We start from the raw sequence: 14,997 nt of genomic DNA, 5'->3' as shown, positions 1-14,997 counted from the left end.
AAACAATGTCGTCAGGTTCGACACAGGCACATCAATTGAGAAAGTGCATGGCAAGGTATTCAGGGTCGTAGCAAGTACGCTGTACATTTGAAATGTAACTTTCATTTTGCGAGGGAATTAATGGCCATCAATAAGATAGCGATCCTATTGATGGCGATTGTTGCTTTTTTATCCAGGGACAGTGCTTGGCACAAGTTGCCAATGCGTGTTACGGATAACTGATGGAATATTGCATGGACCCTGCAACGGTACCCACTGTGGTAGCACCCGTGGCGTAGTAGCGCACGAAGTAGTCACGTTCGGCAGAGGTGCTGCCGGCCAGTAATGTGATGCCATCGGCCGCAGTCTGCGAGGTCCAGTTGCTGAGGTTGAGGATGGTGCCGTTGGACAGGCTCGATACCACCAGTTCGACGTTGGTAGCCGTGCCCGTGTTCATCATGTGGCCTGTGGCGTTGACGTTGTTACCGACAAAACCGACCTTCAGCACTTTGTCGGCGGGATCGGAAACGCAACCTGAAACACCGACGGTGAAGTTGGTCTCCCCAGCGGTAGCGCCGGTAGTGCCCAGAGCAGCGGCTGAAACTGTGGGCAGTACTACTATTGCGGTGGCAGTGTTGTTTACCGTAACCGAACAGGTCGAAGTGTTAACTAGTCCCTGGAACTTGATGGTGTTGGATGCCATGGCCAGCCCCGGCATGCCAATGATGCCGAGAGCGAGTAAAGCTGTCTTGAATTGCATGTGCTATTTAGTCCTTTATGTGGGGGGCATCAGTACTTTGGTGGATCAGCTGTAATGGTTAGATGCTAACAAGCATGTATTGATATAGGTTTGAGAATTTTCCTAAAGTCAAAATAAAACAATGACTAGAGAAAGCCGGATCAACTTTTTTCCTACTTCGCTGCAAGTTTTAACCTCGGCAGTGCTTGAGCCTGGTTTTCGCGGAACAGCCCCTGCACAACGTCTGGCCGGACTGTTCAGCCCATTTTCCGGGTCCGGGATAAGTCATTGAGGGCGGTCTGATCTGCTTTGTTGTTGCATCGCATGAACAGGTCGCGGCAGCGCTAGGTTTTCAGGGGACGGCGGTTGTGGATTCTGCTTCCCGGTACTTCCTGAAACGTTTTTTTGGTAGGGAGTGATTGACTGAGCCTGTTGCGCCTAACAGTCTGCCGGACCTTTTTTGTCATCCTCGTTCAGGAATTGCCCAATGCCCTTTGCCACCCTCGATGGTCAAACGCTGCACTATCTCGACCAGGGGTACGGCCCCGTGGTGCTTCTGGCCGGCAGTTATTTGTGGGACACCGGCATGTGGGCGCCGCAGATCGAGGCGTTGTCGGCGCAGTACCGGGTGATTGCCGTGGACCTGTGGGGCCATGGCCAGTCCGGGCCGTTGCCGCAAGGCACCGCGTCGCTGGACGATGTGGCGCGGCAGATGCTGGCCTTGCTCGACCATTTGCACATTGAGCGGGTGACGTTGGTGGGCTTGTCGGTGGGCGGCATGTGGGGCGCCCGTATGGCCCTGGCGGCGCCGCAGCGCATCGACGGTCTGGTGCTGATGGACACTTACCTGGGCGCCGAGCCTGAGCCGACCCGGCAGTACTACTTTTCCCTGTTCCAGCAGATTGAGGACAGCGGCCTGATCGCCGAGCCGCTGCTGGATATCGTGGTGCCGATCTTCTTCCGTCCGGGTATTGATCGGCAGTCGGCGCTGTTCCAGGATTTTCGCGCCAGCCTCGCGGCGCTGCCGACCGAGCGTTTGCGCGCGAGCGTGATCCCCATGGGGCGCATCACCTTCAGTCGGGCGAATGTTCTGGATCAGCTGGAACGCCTGGATGGGCGCAATACCTTGCTGCTGTGTGGTGATCAGGACCAGCCGCGGCCACCTGCGGAAACCATCGAGATGGCCGAGCGCATCGGCTGCCCGTATCAGTTGGTGCCTGAGGCGGGGCATATCTCCAGCCGTGAGAACCCGGAGTTCGTGACCCGGGCCTTGTTGGCGTTTTTACAGCGCCACGGTTGAAGCCCGATTCTTCCTTTGTAGGAGCTGGCTTGCCAGCGAAGAGACCCGCAAGCCGGACGCCAGCCTGACGGACGTTTTCACCGGCAAGCTGGCTCCTACGGGTGGGGATACGCGTTGTAGGAGCTGGCTTGCCAGCGAAGAGGCCCGCAAGCCGGGCGCCAGCCTGACAGACGCTTTCGCCGGCAAGCCGGCTCCTACGGGGGCGGGGTTATTTCGGGCCGAGAATCTGCGGCAGCTTGCCCGGGGCCGGGGCGCCTTGCTGTTGTTGCAACTCGCCCTTGTCGTCGAGGTAGAAGATCGCCGGGGTCGCCGACAGCTCCAGCTCTTCCATCAGTTTCATGTTGGCGTCGAGCTTGGCCTGCACCGCCGCTGGAATGCTCGCCAGGGGTTTCAGGGCGCTGGCCTTGCCGGCTTTCTCGTGGTCCTGCAGGGCCTGTTGCGGGTCCTTGGCGGCCAGCAGGGCGGCGGATTTGCCCGGGCTGTCTTCGCGGATGATGCCCACCATGATGTGCCGCAGTTGCACCTTGCCGGCGTTCACCCAGGGCCGCGCCTGTTGCCAGAACATGTTGCAGTAGGGGCAGTTGGGGTCGCTGAACAGGTAGACGATGCGCGGCGCATCGGCCTTGCCGTCAGCGATCCAGTTGCTCTTGTCCAGGTTGTTCCAGACTTCCTTGGCCATCGGTGCGTAGACCAGTTTCTGCAGCGGCTCGGCGCTGAGGTCCTTGCCGTCGGCGTCGTACAGGTTGCCCAGCAGCACGTGCTTGCCGTCCGGGGTCAGGTACAGGGCCATGCCTCGGTTCTGGTACTGCGCGGCGTAGCCCTTGAGGCCATCCGGGGCATCGAAGCTGCCGAGGATCTTGGCGCCTTTTTCTTCGATCTTGCGGATCGGCGCGGGCAGTTCTTCGGCGTGCAGCAGCGGCGCGCTGAGCAGGGCTGCGCCCAAGGACAGGCTCAGCAGGTGGCGGATGAAGGGCATGGCAGTTTCCTTGCAGGGGCGACCGGGGTCGGATGGGCGTCGTCGAAGTTTTCCAGGGCACGGGCCAGGCTGGCTTCCGAGAGTTCACCCAGGTGACTGCTCAGCAGACGGCCGTCGGCGCTGTAGAACAGTGTAGTGGGCAGGGCCATGGAGCCCACGGCCTGGCCCAGGCGGCCGCCGCTGTCGAACAGCACGTTGTTCAGGTTCAGTTCCTGGGTGGCGAGGAAGGTGGCCACGCTTTGCATGCTTTCACCCTGGTTGACGAACAGGAAGGTCAGGTCCGGACGTTGCTGCTGGGCGCGCTCCAGGACCGGCATTTCTCGCCGGCACGGCGGGCACCAGGTGGCCCAGAGGTTGATCACCAGTGGCCCACCCTGGTAGTCGGTGAGCTGCACGGTGTCGCCGGTGGCATTGCGCAGGGGCATTTCCGGCAGGCGGGTGCCCTGGTCGTAGAGCGTCAGGGACAGGCTGGCCAGCAGCCAGAAGGCCAGGCCGCTGGCGATACCGGCGCCCAGCGGGCGGCGCAGCGGTGGGCGTTTCCAGCCCCAGGCCAGGGCTGCCAGAAGCATGATGATGACCCCCGGCCAGGCCAGGAAGCCGCCGTCGCGCAGGTCGATGATCAGCCACAGGTTGTGCTGGTAGTGCTTCCAGTAAGCGATGACGAAGCAGATCCGCGCCGCGAGCATGCCCAGCAGGAACAGCATGAACAGCACCGATTCCGGGTTGTCGCCGCCGCGCTTGGCCACCCGCCAGCCCACCAGGGTGGCCAGGGCCAGGGCACTGATCAGCAGCAGGTGGTTGAGGGCGATGGCGAAGGTGCCGATGGTAAAGGTCAGCATCAACGGGCTTCCCGGGTCTGAGTCCAGCGTTGCAGGAAGGCCGTGGCATCGACTTCGCCGGTGATGCGCTGGCTGCGGCGCTCGCTGCCATCCGGGCCGATCCACAGGAAACTGGGTGGGCCGGGCACTTTGTAGCGGCTGAGCAGTTCGCGGCCGTCGGCGTTGTCATGGGTGACGTCCAGGCGCAGCAGGCGCACGTCCTTCAGGGCGTCGAGGACTTGGGGCTGGCCGAACACGGTTTTCTCCATGATCTTGCAGGACACGCACCAGTCGGCGTAGTAGTCCAGCAGCACCCATTGGCCCTGGGCCTGGGCGCTGTCCAGGGCACGTTGCAGTTCCGCAGGCGACTTGACAGTGGTGAAGGCATCGTGGGCCGTGGCGCTGCTGGCCACGCTGCCACCGCTGTAGACCTTCAGCGGTCGCCACAGGTCATCGCTGCCACCAGCGGCGCCCACCAGCAGCACGCTGCCCCACAGGCCAAACAGCACGGCGGCGGCGCCAAACAGGTGCAGTAGGCGCCCGGCGATGGCGCGTTGCTGCCAGGCGCAATAGGCCAGTACCAGGGCCAGGGCGCCCCACAGACCGATCCACAGGCTGGTGTCGAGCACCGGGCGCAACATATAGATGGCGGTGCCCAGGAACAGGAAGCCGAACACGCCCTTGAGCAGGTTCATCCACGGCCCCGGCTTGGGCAGGAAGCGGTTGCCCACGGTCACCAGCAACAGCAGCGGCAGGCCAATGCCCAGGCCCAGGGCGAACAGCGCCAGGCCGCCAAACAGGGCATTGCCGGTCTGGGCGATGTACAGCAGGCCACCGGCCAGGGGCGCGGTCATGCACGGACCTACCAACAGCGCCGACAGGGCGCCGAGAGCGCCACAGCCGATCAGGCTGCCGCCCTGGCGCTGGCGGCTGGCGCCTTCCAGGCGGTCGCGCAGAAACGCGGGCATTTGCAATTCAAAGAAGCCGAACATCGGCAGCGCCAGCAGCACGAACAGCGCGGCAAAGCTGCCCAGCACCCAGGGCTGTTGCAACCAGGCCTGCAGGTTGCTGCCCAGCAGGGCGGCGATCACCCCCATGCCGGCATACACCAGGGCCATGCACAGCACGTAGCTGGAGGCCAGGGCCAAGCCCCGGCGCGGGCTGGCGCCGCTGCCGACAACGATCCCCGCGAGGATCGGCAGCATCGGCAGTGAGCAAGGGGCGAAGGCCAGCAGCAGGCCGAAACCGAAGAAGGCCAGCAGGCCCAGGCCCCAGGATTTTTGTTGCAGGTCGTTGGCCAGCAGTTGGTCCTGGGCTGTGCCAGGGCCGGCGGCGGCCGGGCTGCTGGCGGCGGGCGCACCACCCAGGTCGAGTTCCAGGGTTTGCGGCGGGTAGCACAGGCCGGCGTCGGCGCAGCCCTGCCAGCCCAGCTTGACCTTGCCGCTGGCGGCAGGCGGCAGCTTCACTTCCAGGCCCTGGCGATACACGGTCTGCTCGCCGAAGAATTCGTCGCTGTGGTGTTCGCCGTCCGGCAGCGTCGGCTGATGCTCCTGGGCCAGGCCATCGAACTTCAGGCGTTTCTGGTACAGGTAGTAGCCGTCGGCAATCTGCCAGAACAGCTGGGTTTCTCCGGAAGGCAGGCGCTCGGAGGTGAAGGTGAAGGCCTTGTCCACCGGCAGGAAGTCGGGCTTGACCTCGAACGGATTGTTGCTGGCTTCTGCCAGGGTGGTGAACAGCATAAACAGCAAAATGAGCAATCGACGCATGGTCAAGCCTTAAACCGGTGCAAGTGGGATGCACAATGGCGGGTCCTGATTAACCGATGATTAACCATACTTGGGTTGTTGCACGGCGGTGGCGGGCATAATGTCCGCTTAATCCGCCGCCTGTCTAATCAACGCCTTTGTTACAGGACCGACCATGCACGTACTTGTCTGTGAAGATGATGAGCTGATTGCCAGCGGAATAGTCGCCGGCCTCACGGCCCAGGGCCTGACGGTCGAGCATGTGGCCTCCGCCTCGGCGGCGCGGGCCATGCTCGGCGTGGCCGATTTCGACGTGATGGTACTGGACTTGGGCCTGCCGGATGAAGATGGTTTGAAGTTGCTCAAGCAACAGCGCCAGCAGGGCCTGGAGATTCCGGTGCTGATCCTCACCGCCCGCGATTCGGTGACCGATCGGGTCGACGGCCTGCAGGCCGGGGCCGACGATTACTTGCTCAAGCCGTTCGACCTGCGGGAGTTGGCGGCGCGTCTGCATACCCTGTTGCGCCGGGTGGCGGGGCGCAGCGTCAACCTGATCGAGCACGGACGCCTGACCTACGACCCCAGCACCCGGGAAACCCGCCTGGGCGGCGAGCCGGTGGATCTGTCCCGGCGCGAGCAGGCGCTGCTTCAGGCCCTGCTGCACAACCGCGGCCGGGTGCTGTCCAGCGAACAGCTCAAGGACAGCGTCTACGGGTTCAACGACGAACTGGAAAGTAACGCCCTCAACGTGCACATCCACCACCTGCGGCGCAAACTGGGCAACGGCATCGTCGAGACGGTGCGCGGCCTGGGTTATCGCCTGGGGCCGGCCGATGGCCAGGAGCAGTCCTAAGTGAGGAGCCTGCGCCTGCGCCTGAGCGTGACCCTGGGCGCCGCCTTCATTCTGATCTGGACCCTGGCCGCGGCCTGGATGCTCAGCGATCTGCGCAATCAGATGATGTTTTCCCTGGATCAGCGGCTGGTGGCTTCGGCGCGCATGGTGGCGGGTCTACTGGAACAGATGCCGGCGCTGCCCTCCGACACCCATGCCCATCCGATTGCCAGCGCGGCTTTGACCATTCCCGGGGGCATGGCCTGTCAGGTCAGCTCCCTGCGCGGGCAGGTCCTGGCCCGCAGCCACAGCACTCCGGAGCACACCCTGGAAGCCGAGAAGCTGGGCTTTCACGACCAGATGATCGACGGCGCGCCCTGGCGCACCTTCACCCTGGTGCGCGGTGATCTGCGCATCACCACCGCCGACCGCCAGGTGGAACGCGAGGCGCTGAACATGTCGGTGCTGCTGGCCGCTTCGGTGCCGGTGGGCGTGGCCTTGCTGGGCTGTCTGTGGCTGTTGTGGCTGGGCATCGGCCAGAGCCTGGCGCCGCTGAACCGGATTCGCGACGCGCTGATGCGCCGCAGCGCTGACTCCCTGGAGCCGTTGCAGATCCGGCCCATGCCCAGCGAATTGCGGCCGCTGGTGGACACCCAGAACCAGCTGTTCCAGCGCATCGCCAAGACCATCGAGCGCGAACGCCGTCTGACTGGCGATGCCGCCCATGAACTGCGCAGCCCGCTGACCGCGATCAAGACCCACCTGCAGGTGGCGCGCATGACCGACGGCGCGGCCCGGGATCAATCCCTGGCCCGGGCCGAGGAGGGCGCCGACCGCCTGCACCGGACCCTGGAGCAACTGCTGTTGCTGGCTCGGGTCGAGGGCAGCCTGTCGTTTGATGACGGCGTGCACTGCAATGCCGAGCAAGTGGTTCGCCTGGCAATCCAGGATGCCGCCGTGGGCGCCCGGCAGCGGGTCAAGGTGCACCTGGGAGAGCACACCGCCGAGGCCCCGGTGGCCATGCCCTCGACCCTGGCGATTGCCGCCTTGCGCAACCTGTTGGACAACGCCCTGCGCCACACCCCGCAAGACTGCCCGGTGGAGTTGAACCTGGAGCTGGTGGCCGGTCGCCTGCGTTTCCAGGTGCGTGATCATGGCCCGGGGATTGCCCAGGAAGACCTGCAACACCTGACCCAGCGTTTCTGGCGCAACAGCCAGAGCACCGGGTGCGGTCTGGGCCTGGCGATTGTCCAGGCCATTGTCCAGCGTTGCGCTTGCGAGCTGCACTTCGACAGTCTTCCTGATGGCCTGCGGGTCGAGCTGACCCTGCCTGCCCACCGCGCCTGACCCATCACCGTCCCCTGTAGGCGCTGGCTTGCCAGCGAAGAGGCCCTTGAGGCCGCCTTCGCCAGCAAGCTGGCTCCTACAGTGCCTTGTACGTTCCCCCCTGCCCGCCGCAGAAGCTGGCTTGCCAGAGAAGAGGCCCCTGAGATCGCCTTCGCCAGTAAGTTGGCTCCCACGGGGCGGTATGTGCAATTTCCTCGTCCTGGGGTGTAAATCCCGACCGCGCTGATGCGTTTTTAGAACAGGAAAACCTGTCAGTGCGCACCCGCGCTTGGGCTGCGCATCCGGCCGGTGGTCGTTTTGCTCAAATTGCAGCGCGAGGGTTCGAGACATGTCAGCCGTTACCAGCCTTATGGACGATCAGCCGGTGGGCCTTGCTCCCGCCCCGGCCGAGGCGCTTTACCAGTTCGAGGAGTCGCCCCTGCTGGCCCGTCAGAGCCGTCAGGAATCCAATGCCCGCAGCTATCCGCGGCGCATTCCCCTGGCCCTGAAGCGGGCCAGTGGCATTCATGTCGAGGATGTCGAAGGCCGGCGTTTCATCGATTGCCTGGCCGGGGCCGGGACCCTGGCCCTGGGCCACAACCACCCGGTGGTGATCGCTGCGATCCAGCAGGTGCTGGCCGATGAACTGCCGCTGTTGACCCTGGACCTGACCACCCCGGTCAAGGATCAGTTCGTCCAGGACCTGTTCGGCCTGTTGCCCGAGGCCCTGGCCGCCGAAGCCAAGATCCAGTTCTGCGGCCCCACCGGCACTGATGCCGTGGAGGCCGCGCTGAAGCTGGTGCGCACCGCCACTGGACGCAGCACCGTGCTGTCGTTCCAGGGCGGTTACCACGGCATGAGCCAGGGCGCCCTGAGCCTGATGGGCAGTCTGGGGCCCAAGCGTGCGTTGGCGGGACTCTTGAACAATGGTGTGCAGTTCCTGCCCTTTCCCTATGACTACCGCTGCCCGTTCGGGCTGGGGGGCGCCGAGGGGGTCAAGGTCAACCTGCATTACCTGGAAAACCTGCTGAGCGATCCTGAAGCGGGCGTGGCCCTGCCAGCGGCGGTCATCGTCGAGGCGGTGCAGGGCGAGGGCGGGGTGATTCCGGCGGACCTGGATTGGCTGCGAGGGTTGCGGCGCATCACCGAGCAGGCCGGGGTGGCGCTGATCGTCGATGAAATCCAGAGCGGCTTCGGTCGCACCGGCAAGATGTTCGCCTTCGAGCACGCCGGGATCATTCCCGATGTGGTGGTGATGTCCAAGGCCATCGGCGGCAGCCTGCCGCTGGCGGTGATGGTCTATCGCGACTGGCTCGACACCTGGCAGCCGGGGGCACACGCCGGGACCTTCCGTGGCAATCAGATGGCCATGGCCACCGGTTCCGCGGTGATGCGCTACCTCAAGCAGCACCGGCTGCCCGAGCATGCAGCGGCGATGGGCGAGCGCTTGCGCGAGCACCTGCTGATCCTGCAGCGGGACTTCCCGCAACTGGGGGATGTCCGTGGCCGTGGCCTGATGCTTGGCGTCGAGCTGGTGGACCCGGCTGGCGCCCCGGATGCCCAGGGCCATCCGCCGCAACATTTGCGCCTGGCGCCGCTGGTGCAGCGTGAATGCCTCAAGCGCGGCCTGATCCTTGAACTGGGCGGGCGCCATGGCAGCGTGGTGCGCTTCCTGCCGCCGCTGATCATCAGCGCGGCGCAGATCGATCAGGTGGCGGACATCTTCAGCAAGGCAGTGGCCGCCGCGGTGGCCAGTCTTTAATTTTTCGCGGCCCTGGTTCGTTCCTTCTACACAACTGCCACGCCTGGGGCGCGGCACACCTTATTAACGACGGAGACAAGCAATGACTTCAGTATTCGACCGTGAGGACATCCTGTTCCAGGTAGTGGTCAACCACGAAGAGCAATACTCGATCTGGCCCGACTACAAGGCCGTGCCCCAGGGCTGGCGCACCGTGGGCAAGAGCGGCTTCAAGAAAGAGTGCCTGGCCTACATCGAAGAAGTCTGGACCGACATGCGGCCCCTGAGCCTGCGCCAGAAGATGGACCAGCAGGCCGTGGCCGGCTGATCTGCAAGACCTGTAGCCGCTGCCGAGCCTGCGAGGCTGCGCAAAGGGCCGCAGTCCCTTCAGCGTTCTCAAGAGCAGCGCCTCCTGCGGAGCCGTTCGCAGCCTGCGGCAGCGGCTACAAAAAACCGGGTCGAGATTGTTGTGTAGCCGCTGCTGAGCCACGGCGAAGCTGCGCAAAGGGCCGCAGGCCCTTCAGCGTTCTCAAGAGCAGCGCCTCCTGCGGAGCCGTTCGCAGCCTGCGGCAGCGGCTACAAAAAACCGGATCGAGATTGTTGTGTAGCCGCTGCTGAGCCACGGCGAAGCTGCGCAAAGGGCCGCAGGACCTTTTGCGTTCTCAAGAGCAGCGCCTCCTGCGGAGCCGTTCGCAGCCTGCGGCAGCGGCTACAAAGGCGCTGGCGTCTTGAGCTTGCCGGGTTTTTCATGCCCGGCGATCAGGCCAGGCGCTTGACGGCTTGCAGGGTGTAGCTCAGTGGCAGGCGCCATGGCGCTTCCTTGAGTCGCCATTCGCCGCGTTCATCAACGACCATTTGCCCGGGCAGGGCCTCCCAGGGAATGCTCTGGTGTTCCACCAGTCCGGTGATTTCCAGGCCTTGGGCCAGCAAGGCGCTGATGATTTCACCCAGGCCGTGATTCCACTCGTGGGTCACCGTGGCCTTGAGGCTGCTCTCGGTTTCCACGTAGGTGGTGTCCTCGTCCCAGACCAGCGGCTCGCTGCGTTCGAAGTAGGGAAACGCCACTTGCAGCGAATCGCGCTGTTCTTCATCCAGGGCCCAGAGCATTGGATGCCCCTCGCGGATAAACAGCCGGCCACCGGGCTTGAGCAGGGCGCCGACGGTCTGTGCCCAGCGCTCGATGCTCGGCAGCCAGCACAGCGCGCCGATGCCGGTGTAGACCAGATCGAATTCGCCGCGGGGCAGTACGTCGGTGGCCGCGAACACGTCCGACTCGTGGTAGTCGATAGGCGTATTGCAGCGTTGGGCCAGGGTCCGGGCTTCAGCCAGGGAGGCCGAGGAAAAATCCAACCCGCTCATCCGCGCGCCCAGGCGCGCCAGGGACAGGGTGTCGGTGCCGATATGGCATTGCAGATGCACGCCGCGCAGGCCCTGGATGTCGCCCAAGAGAGGGCGGTCGAACTGCACGACTTCGGAGAGAAATTGCGGGTCGTCGACAAAGCGCTGCACCGCGTAATCCGCCGAGGCCGCGTGCAAGGGCGCGCGTTCGTCCCAATTGGTCTTGTTGAGTGTCAGGTAGTCGCTCATGGCCTGGTCTTCCTGTCTGGGCATTGTTGCGACGCGCAGACTAGCACCGGGAAATGACCGCGATCTTGAGCAAATATGTAAGCGGTCCCGGTCCCCCGACCCCGACTGTAGCCGCTGCTGAGCCATGGCGAAGCTGCGCAAAGGTCCGCAGGACCTTGCTTGGCGATTGCTGTCGAGCGCCGCGTCCCTGCGCCGGAGTGTCGCCCAGACCGTTCGCAGCCTGCGGCAGCGGCTACAAAAGCCCGGATCGAGATGGGTGCTGTAGCCGCTGCTGAGCCATGGCGAAGCTGCGCAAAGGTCCGCAGGACCTTGCCTGGCGATTACTGTCGAGCGCCGCGTCTCTGCGCCGGAGTGCCGCCCAGGCCTTTGCAGCCTGCGGCAGCGGCTACAGGGCCTGGGTGACTTTTTGCAGGTTGCCTTCCAGTTCGCTGAGCGGGTCGGCGCCGTCGGTTTCAAGGACCAGCAACTGGCTGCCACCGGCGCTGATGGCGGCTTTCAGTGCCTCGGACGGCTGGCGGTGGTGCAGGACCAGGGCCACGTCGTTGTCCTTGAGCCGGGCTTGCAGCTTCTGCAGCGCTTCGGGCGTCCATTCGTTGTCGGCGCGGGCGTCGACTCCCACCAGTTCCAGGTTCAGGCCACTGACCAGATAGCCAAAGTGCTCGGAGAGGCTCAGCACGCTGAGGTTGTCGGCCTCGGCCAGGCGCGCTTCGCTGTCGGCGCTGAGTTTGAGCAGGCGTTGTTTGATTCCCGCCAGGTTGCGCTCGATCTGCGGCTTGGCTTCGGGCGCCAGGCGTACCAGGTCGGCCGCGAGCACGTCGGCCATGCGTCCCAGGTTGTTGCTGGACAGCCAGGGCTGGGCATTGAGCCCGTCGCTCTGGCCCGGTTGCAGGGCCACCCCGGCCAGGGCGCCATCCACCGGGCGCGCGGCATCGATCTCGACGATACGAATATTGCTGCGCCGGGCATTGGGGTACAGCGGGTCGTCCGGCCAGATCGAGCGCAGGCCGATCACCGCGTCGGCATCCAGCGCCAGCTTGCTCAGGGCTGCAGCGCCGCGCCCGGTGAAATAGGCGGTCTGCCGCGAGCCGGGAAGATTGGCCGGGGCCGCCCGTTCCAGCTTGACGTGGGTGCCCTGCAGCAGGATCTGCCCCAGGCCGAAGGTCACCGGCAGCGAGGCCAGCACCGTCAGCGGTTTCTGCGAGGCGGCGCTGTGCAGCGCGGTATTGCCCATGCCGTGGCTGGCCACCACGCGCATCGGTTCGAAGTGGTCGCGCTCGGCCAGGGCCGGGCTGCTGATCAGGCCGCCGAGGATCAGGGCCAGGCTCAGTTGAGGCAATGACAAGTGACGCAGTGAACTGTGCATTTATCCGATATTCCCTTTCAGGCTGGGGACGGTGCCGCGGGCGATGGCGGCCAGGGCGAAGGCCACGCCGGCTACCAGGATGATGGCCGCGCCGGAAGGCACCGGCAGGTCGAAGACGATGGGCAGCAAGATGCCGCACAAGGTGCTGACGGTGGCGATGCTCACCGAGATCCAGAAGAAGCCCTTGAGCGACTGACTGAGCAGGCGGGCCGCTGCGGCCGGAATCACCAGCAGCGCGCCCACCAGGATCGCGCCGATGACCTTCACCGCGGCCACGGTGATCAGGGTCACCAGGACCACGAACAGGTAGTCCAGGGTCTTCACCGCCACTCCGCGCACGGCCGCCAGCTGCGGATTGAAGCTGGCCAGCATGATGCGGTTGTACAGCGGCAGGCTCAGGCCCAGCACCAGGGAGCCGACGATCAACAGCACCAAGAGGTCGTTGCCGTTGACCGTGAGCACCGAGCCGAACAGCACGTTTTCCAGAATGTGCACGTTGATCTTGCCGGCCAGGATCAGCAGCAGGCTGGCGCCCAGGGCCAGGGACACCGAGAGGAACACCCCGATCAGGGTGTCCGGAGCCAGCCCGGTGCGGTTGCGCAGGTAGTTGAGGAGGATGCCGAACAGCAGGCAATAGCCGAACAGGCTGCCGTAGGGGCCGGTGTAGGGTTCGCCCAGCAGGATACCGATGGCCACCCCGGTCAGCGCCGCATGGCCCACGGCTTCGGAGAAGAAGGCGAAGCGCTTGACTACGACAAGTGTGCCCAGGCCGCCCAGGACCGGTCCGATCAGCAGGCCGGCCAGCAACGCATTGACCACAAAGCCATAGGCCAGGGCTTCGGGCAGGTAGCCGGCCGAGGCCCAACCCTGGACCATCAGGCGAAATGCTTCATAGGTCATCAGGCAGCGCTCCCGGCGGTTCGTGGATGGGTGGAGAACAGACTGAGCAGGCGCTCCGGAGTCAGGGTTTGTTGCGCCGGACCGTCGAACAGCACCCGGCGGTTGAGGCCGGTGACCCGGTCCGCCAGGCGGCCCACCGCCTCAAGGTCGTGCTCGATCCACAGCAGGGTGATGCCGCTCTGGCGCCAATCGTGGAGCAGGCGTTCGAAGACCTGGATCCCGGCTTCGTCCAGGGCCGACATCGGTTCGTCCAGCACCAGCAGTTGCGGCGCCGGGATCAGGCCCTGGGCCAGCAGCACGCGCTGGCGTTCGCCCCCGGACAGGGCGCCCATGCGCCGTTTGCGCTTGTCTTGCATGCCGACCCGTTCCAGGGCCTCGCCTATGGCCTGGGCGTAATGCCGGCTCAGGCCAAGGAAGGCCGGGCGGCGCTGGCACATGGCAGCCATGAAATCGTCCACGGTCATCGGCAGGCCACGGTCGAACTCCAGGGCCTGGGGCACGTAGCCGATGGTGCCGGGAGCGCCGGGCCATTGCAGGCGCAGTTGGCCCTGGTGCGGCATCTGCCCCAGCAGGGTCTTGATCAGCGAACTCTTGCCGCCGCCGTTGGGCCCCACCAGTGCGTGCACGCTGCCGGGCTGCACCTGGAAGGTCACGCGGTCGAGGATGGTGGTGCGGCCCAGGGTCAGGCTGACCTGGTCGAACTCGATGGCCGGGCCCCGCAGCAGGGTCTCGATGGCGGTCATGCCCCGGCCTCCTGGATGGCCCGGACCACGGTGTCGAGGTTGCCTTTCATTTCCTTCTCGTATTTCTCGGCGCTGTAGTCGCCGTAGGAGATGTGCGACAGCGGGTAGAGCTTGACCCCGGATTCGCGCTGGATGGTCTCGACGTAGGTGGAGGGGAAGTCCATCTCCGAGAAGATCACCTTGACGTCCAGTTCCCGCAGTTGGTCGATGGTCTTCTTCAACTGGCTGGGGCTGGGCTCGATGCCGTGGGCCGGTTCCACCACCGCGGTGACTTGCAGGCCGAACTCGCGCAGCAGGTAGTCGTAGGCCGCGTGTACCGTGGCCACCCGCAGGTCGGCGTTGGGCGCCTGGGTCAGCTTGGCCAGGGCGTCGGCGCGCATCTGCCGCAGGCGCTTGCCGTAGGCCCGGGCGTTCTGGGTGTAGGTCTTGGCGTTGGCCGGGTCCATCTTGCCCAGCTCCCGGGCGATGTTGTTGACCTGGGCGATGGAGGCGCTGATGGACAGGAAGGTGTGCGGGTTGACCACTTTGCCGGCGCCCCGGGCGGCGACGCCGGTGGCGGCCAGCAGCGGCACGTTCTCGTTGGCTTCGATCACCGGGATGTCCGGGCGCTCGCTGGCGGCGATCATGCGGTCGGCGAAGTCATCGTGGCCCACGCCATTGAGCACGATCACGTCCAGGCTGCCGATGCGCTTGATGTCTTCGGCCCGGGGCTCGTAGGCGTGGGGGTTGAAGCCGGCGGGAATCAGCGGCACCACCTCGGCCTTGTCGCCGACAATGTTCGCCACGTAGCTGTAATAAGGGTGCAGGGTGATACCGATGCGCAGGAGCTTGGCCGGGTCGGCGCTGACCAGGGGGCTGAGCACCAGGGCCAGCAGGCTGACCAGCAGCACCCGCAGGAATGGGCGGCGTTGCGATGAAATGGGCATGGCTAGCGTTCTTCTCTCGGGT

14 protein-coding genes are annotated in these 14,997 nt (G+C 64.9%); 5 read left to right on the top strand and 9 right to left on the bottom strand.

The window, feature by feature from the left end; translation table 11 throughout:
* Positions 1-208: 208 nt before the first annotated feature.
* Positions 209-739: a fimbrial protein gene (locus tag WIN67_RS21285; protein ID WP_339070016.1), complete on the bottom strand. Its 531-nt coding sequence runs from the start codon at positions 737-739 to the stop codon at positions 209-211.
* 466 nt (positions 740-1,205) lie between these two features.
* Between WIN67_RS21285 and WIN67_RS21280 the strand changes: the two genes are divergently transcribed.
* Entirely contained in the window at positions 1,206-2,018 is an 813-nt protein-coding gene (locus WIN67_RS21280) for an alpha/beta fold hydrolase (protein WP_339070015.1), read from the top strand.
* Between the two features lie 208 nt (positions 2,019-2,226).
* On the opposite strand, the gene dsbG is transcribed toward WIN67_RS21280, so the two are convergent.
* Genes dsbG through dsbD form a run of 3 tightly spaced genes read right to left on the bottom strand, consistent with a single transcriptional unit; the run spans position 2,227 to position 5,578 of the window.
* Complete coding sequence (dsbG, locus tag WIN67_RS21275) at positions 2,227-2,994, bottom strand: thiol:disulfide interchange protein DsbG (RefSeq protein WP_339070014.1); 768 nt, start codon at positions 2,992-2,994, stop codon at positions 2,227-2,229.
* Positions 2,970-3,833 carry a TlpA disulfide reductase family protein gene (locus WIN67_RS21270; RefSeq protein ID WP_102880395.1) on the bottom strand — a complete coding sequence of 288 codons (864 nt, stop codon included), beginning with the start codon at positions 3,831-3,833 and terminating at the stop codon, positions 2,970-2,972. The genes dsbG and WIN67_RS21270 overlap by 25 nt, the downstream gene beginning before the upstream one ends.
* Positions 3,833-5,578, bottom strand: coding sequence for a protein-disulfide reductase DsbD (gene dsbD / locus WIN67_RS21265; RefSeq protein ID WP_306407900.1), 1,746 nt, complete (start codon positions 5,576-5,578; stop codon positions 3,833-3,835). The genes WIN67_RS21270 and dsbD overlap by 1 nt, the downstream gene beginning before the upstream one ends.
* 154 nt (positions 5,579-5,732) lie before the next feature.
* Between dsbD and WIN67_RS21260 the strand changes: the two genes are divergently transcribed.
* The 4 genes from WIN67_RS21260 to WIN67_RS21245 all read left to right on the top strand — a co-directional run bounded on the left by WIN67_RS21260 (position 5,733) and on the right by WIN67_RS21245 (position 9,784).
* Entirely contained in the window at positions 5,733-6,410 is a 678-nt protein-coding gene (locus tag WIN67_RS21260; protein ID WP_102880393.1) for a response regulator, read from the top strand.
* Entirely contained in the window at positions 6,411-7,736 is a 1,326-nt protein-coding gene (locus WIN67_RS21255) for an ATP-binding protein (protein ID WP_102880392.1), read from the top strand.
* A 328-nt stretch (positions 7,737-8,064) separates the two neighbouring features.
* Positions 8,065-9,477, top strand: a complete 1,413-nt coding sequence (locus WIN67_RS21250; protein ID WP_102880391.1) for an aspartate aminotransferase family protein — start codon at positions 8,065-8,067, stop codon at positions 9,475-9,477.
* Between the two features lie 82 nt (positions 9,478-9,559).
* The gene (locus WIN67_RS21245; protein WP_016965112.1) at positions 9,560-9,784 is read left to right on the top strand and encodes an MbtH family protein; all 225 of its coding nucleotides are present in this window, start codon (positions 9,560-9,562) and stop codon (positions 9,782-9,784) included.
* A 431-nt stretch (positions 9,785-10,215) separates the two neighbouring features.
* On the opposite strand, the gene WIN67_RS21240 is transcribed toward WIN67_RS21245, so the two are convergent.
* The 5 genes from WIN67_RS21240 to WIN67_RS21220 form a co-directional block, all read right to left on the bottom strand.
* Positions 10,216-11,043, bottom strand: coding sequence for a class I SAM-dependent methyltransferase (locus WIN67_RS21240; RefSeq protein ID WP_339070013.1), 828 nt, complete (start codon positions 11,041-11,043; stop codon positions 10,216-10,218).
* A 385-nt stretch (positions 11,044-11,428) separates the two neighbouring features.
* On the bottom strand, positions 11,429-12,406 hold the full coding sequence (locus WIN67_RS21235) for a metal ABC transporter solute-binding protein, Zn/Mn family (RefSeq protein ID WP_110653158.1): 978 nt from the start codon (positions 12,404-12,406) through the stop codon (positions 11,429-11,431).
* Positions 12,407-13,306: a metal ABC transporter permease gene (locus WIN67_RS21230; protein ID WP_339070012.1), complete on the bottom strand. Its 900-nt coding sequence runs from the start codon at positions 13,304-13,306 to the stop codon at positions 12,407-12,409.
* A complete protein-coding gene (locus tag WIN67_RS21225; RefSeq protein WP_110597221.1) occupies positions 13,306-14,049 on the bottom strand; it encodes a metal ABC transporter ATP-binding protein in 744 nt (247 codons plus the stop codon). Before WIN67_RS21225 ends, WIN67_RS21230 begins: the two co-directional genes overlap by 1 nt.
* On the bottom strand, positions 14,046-14,975 hold the full coding sequence (locus WIN67_RS21220) for a metal ABC transporter substrate-binding protein (RefSeq protein ID WP_339070011.1): 930 nt from the start codon (positions 14,973-14,975) through the stop codon (positions 14,046-14,048). Before WIN67_RS21220 ends, WIN67_RS21225 begins: the two co-directional genes overlap by 4 nt.
* Positions 14,976-14,997 lie beyond the last annotated feature (22 nt).

This window comes from Pseudomonas idahonensis, assembly GCF_037903935.1.
GTDB classification, from domain to species: domain Bacteria; phylum Pseudomonadota; class Gammaproteobacteria; order Pseudomonadales; family Pseudomonadaceae; genus Aquipseudomonas; species Aquipseudomonas danubii.
The sequence above is the reverse complement of the archived record's forward strand: the minus strand, read 5'-3'. Positions and strand labels throughout refer to the sequence as shown.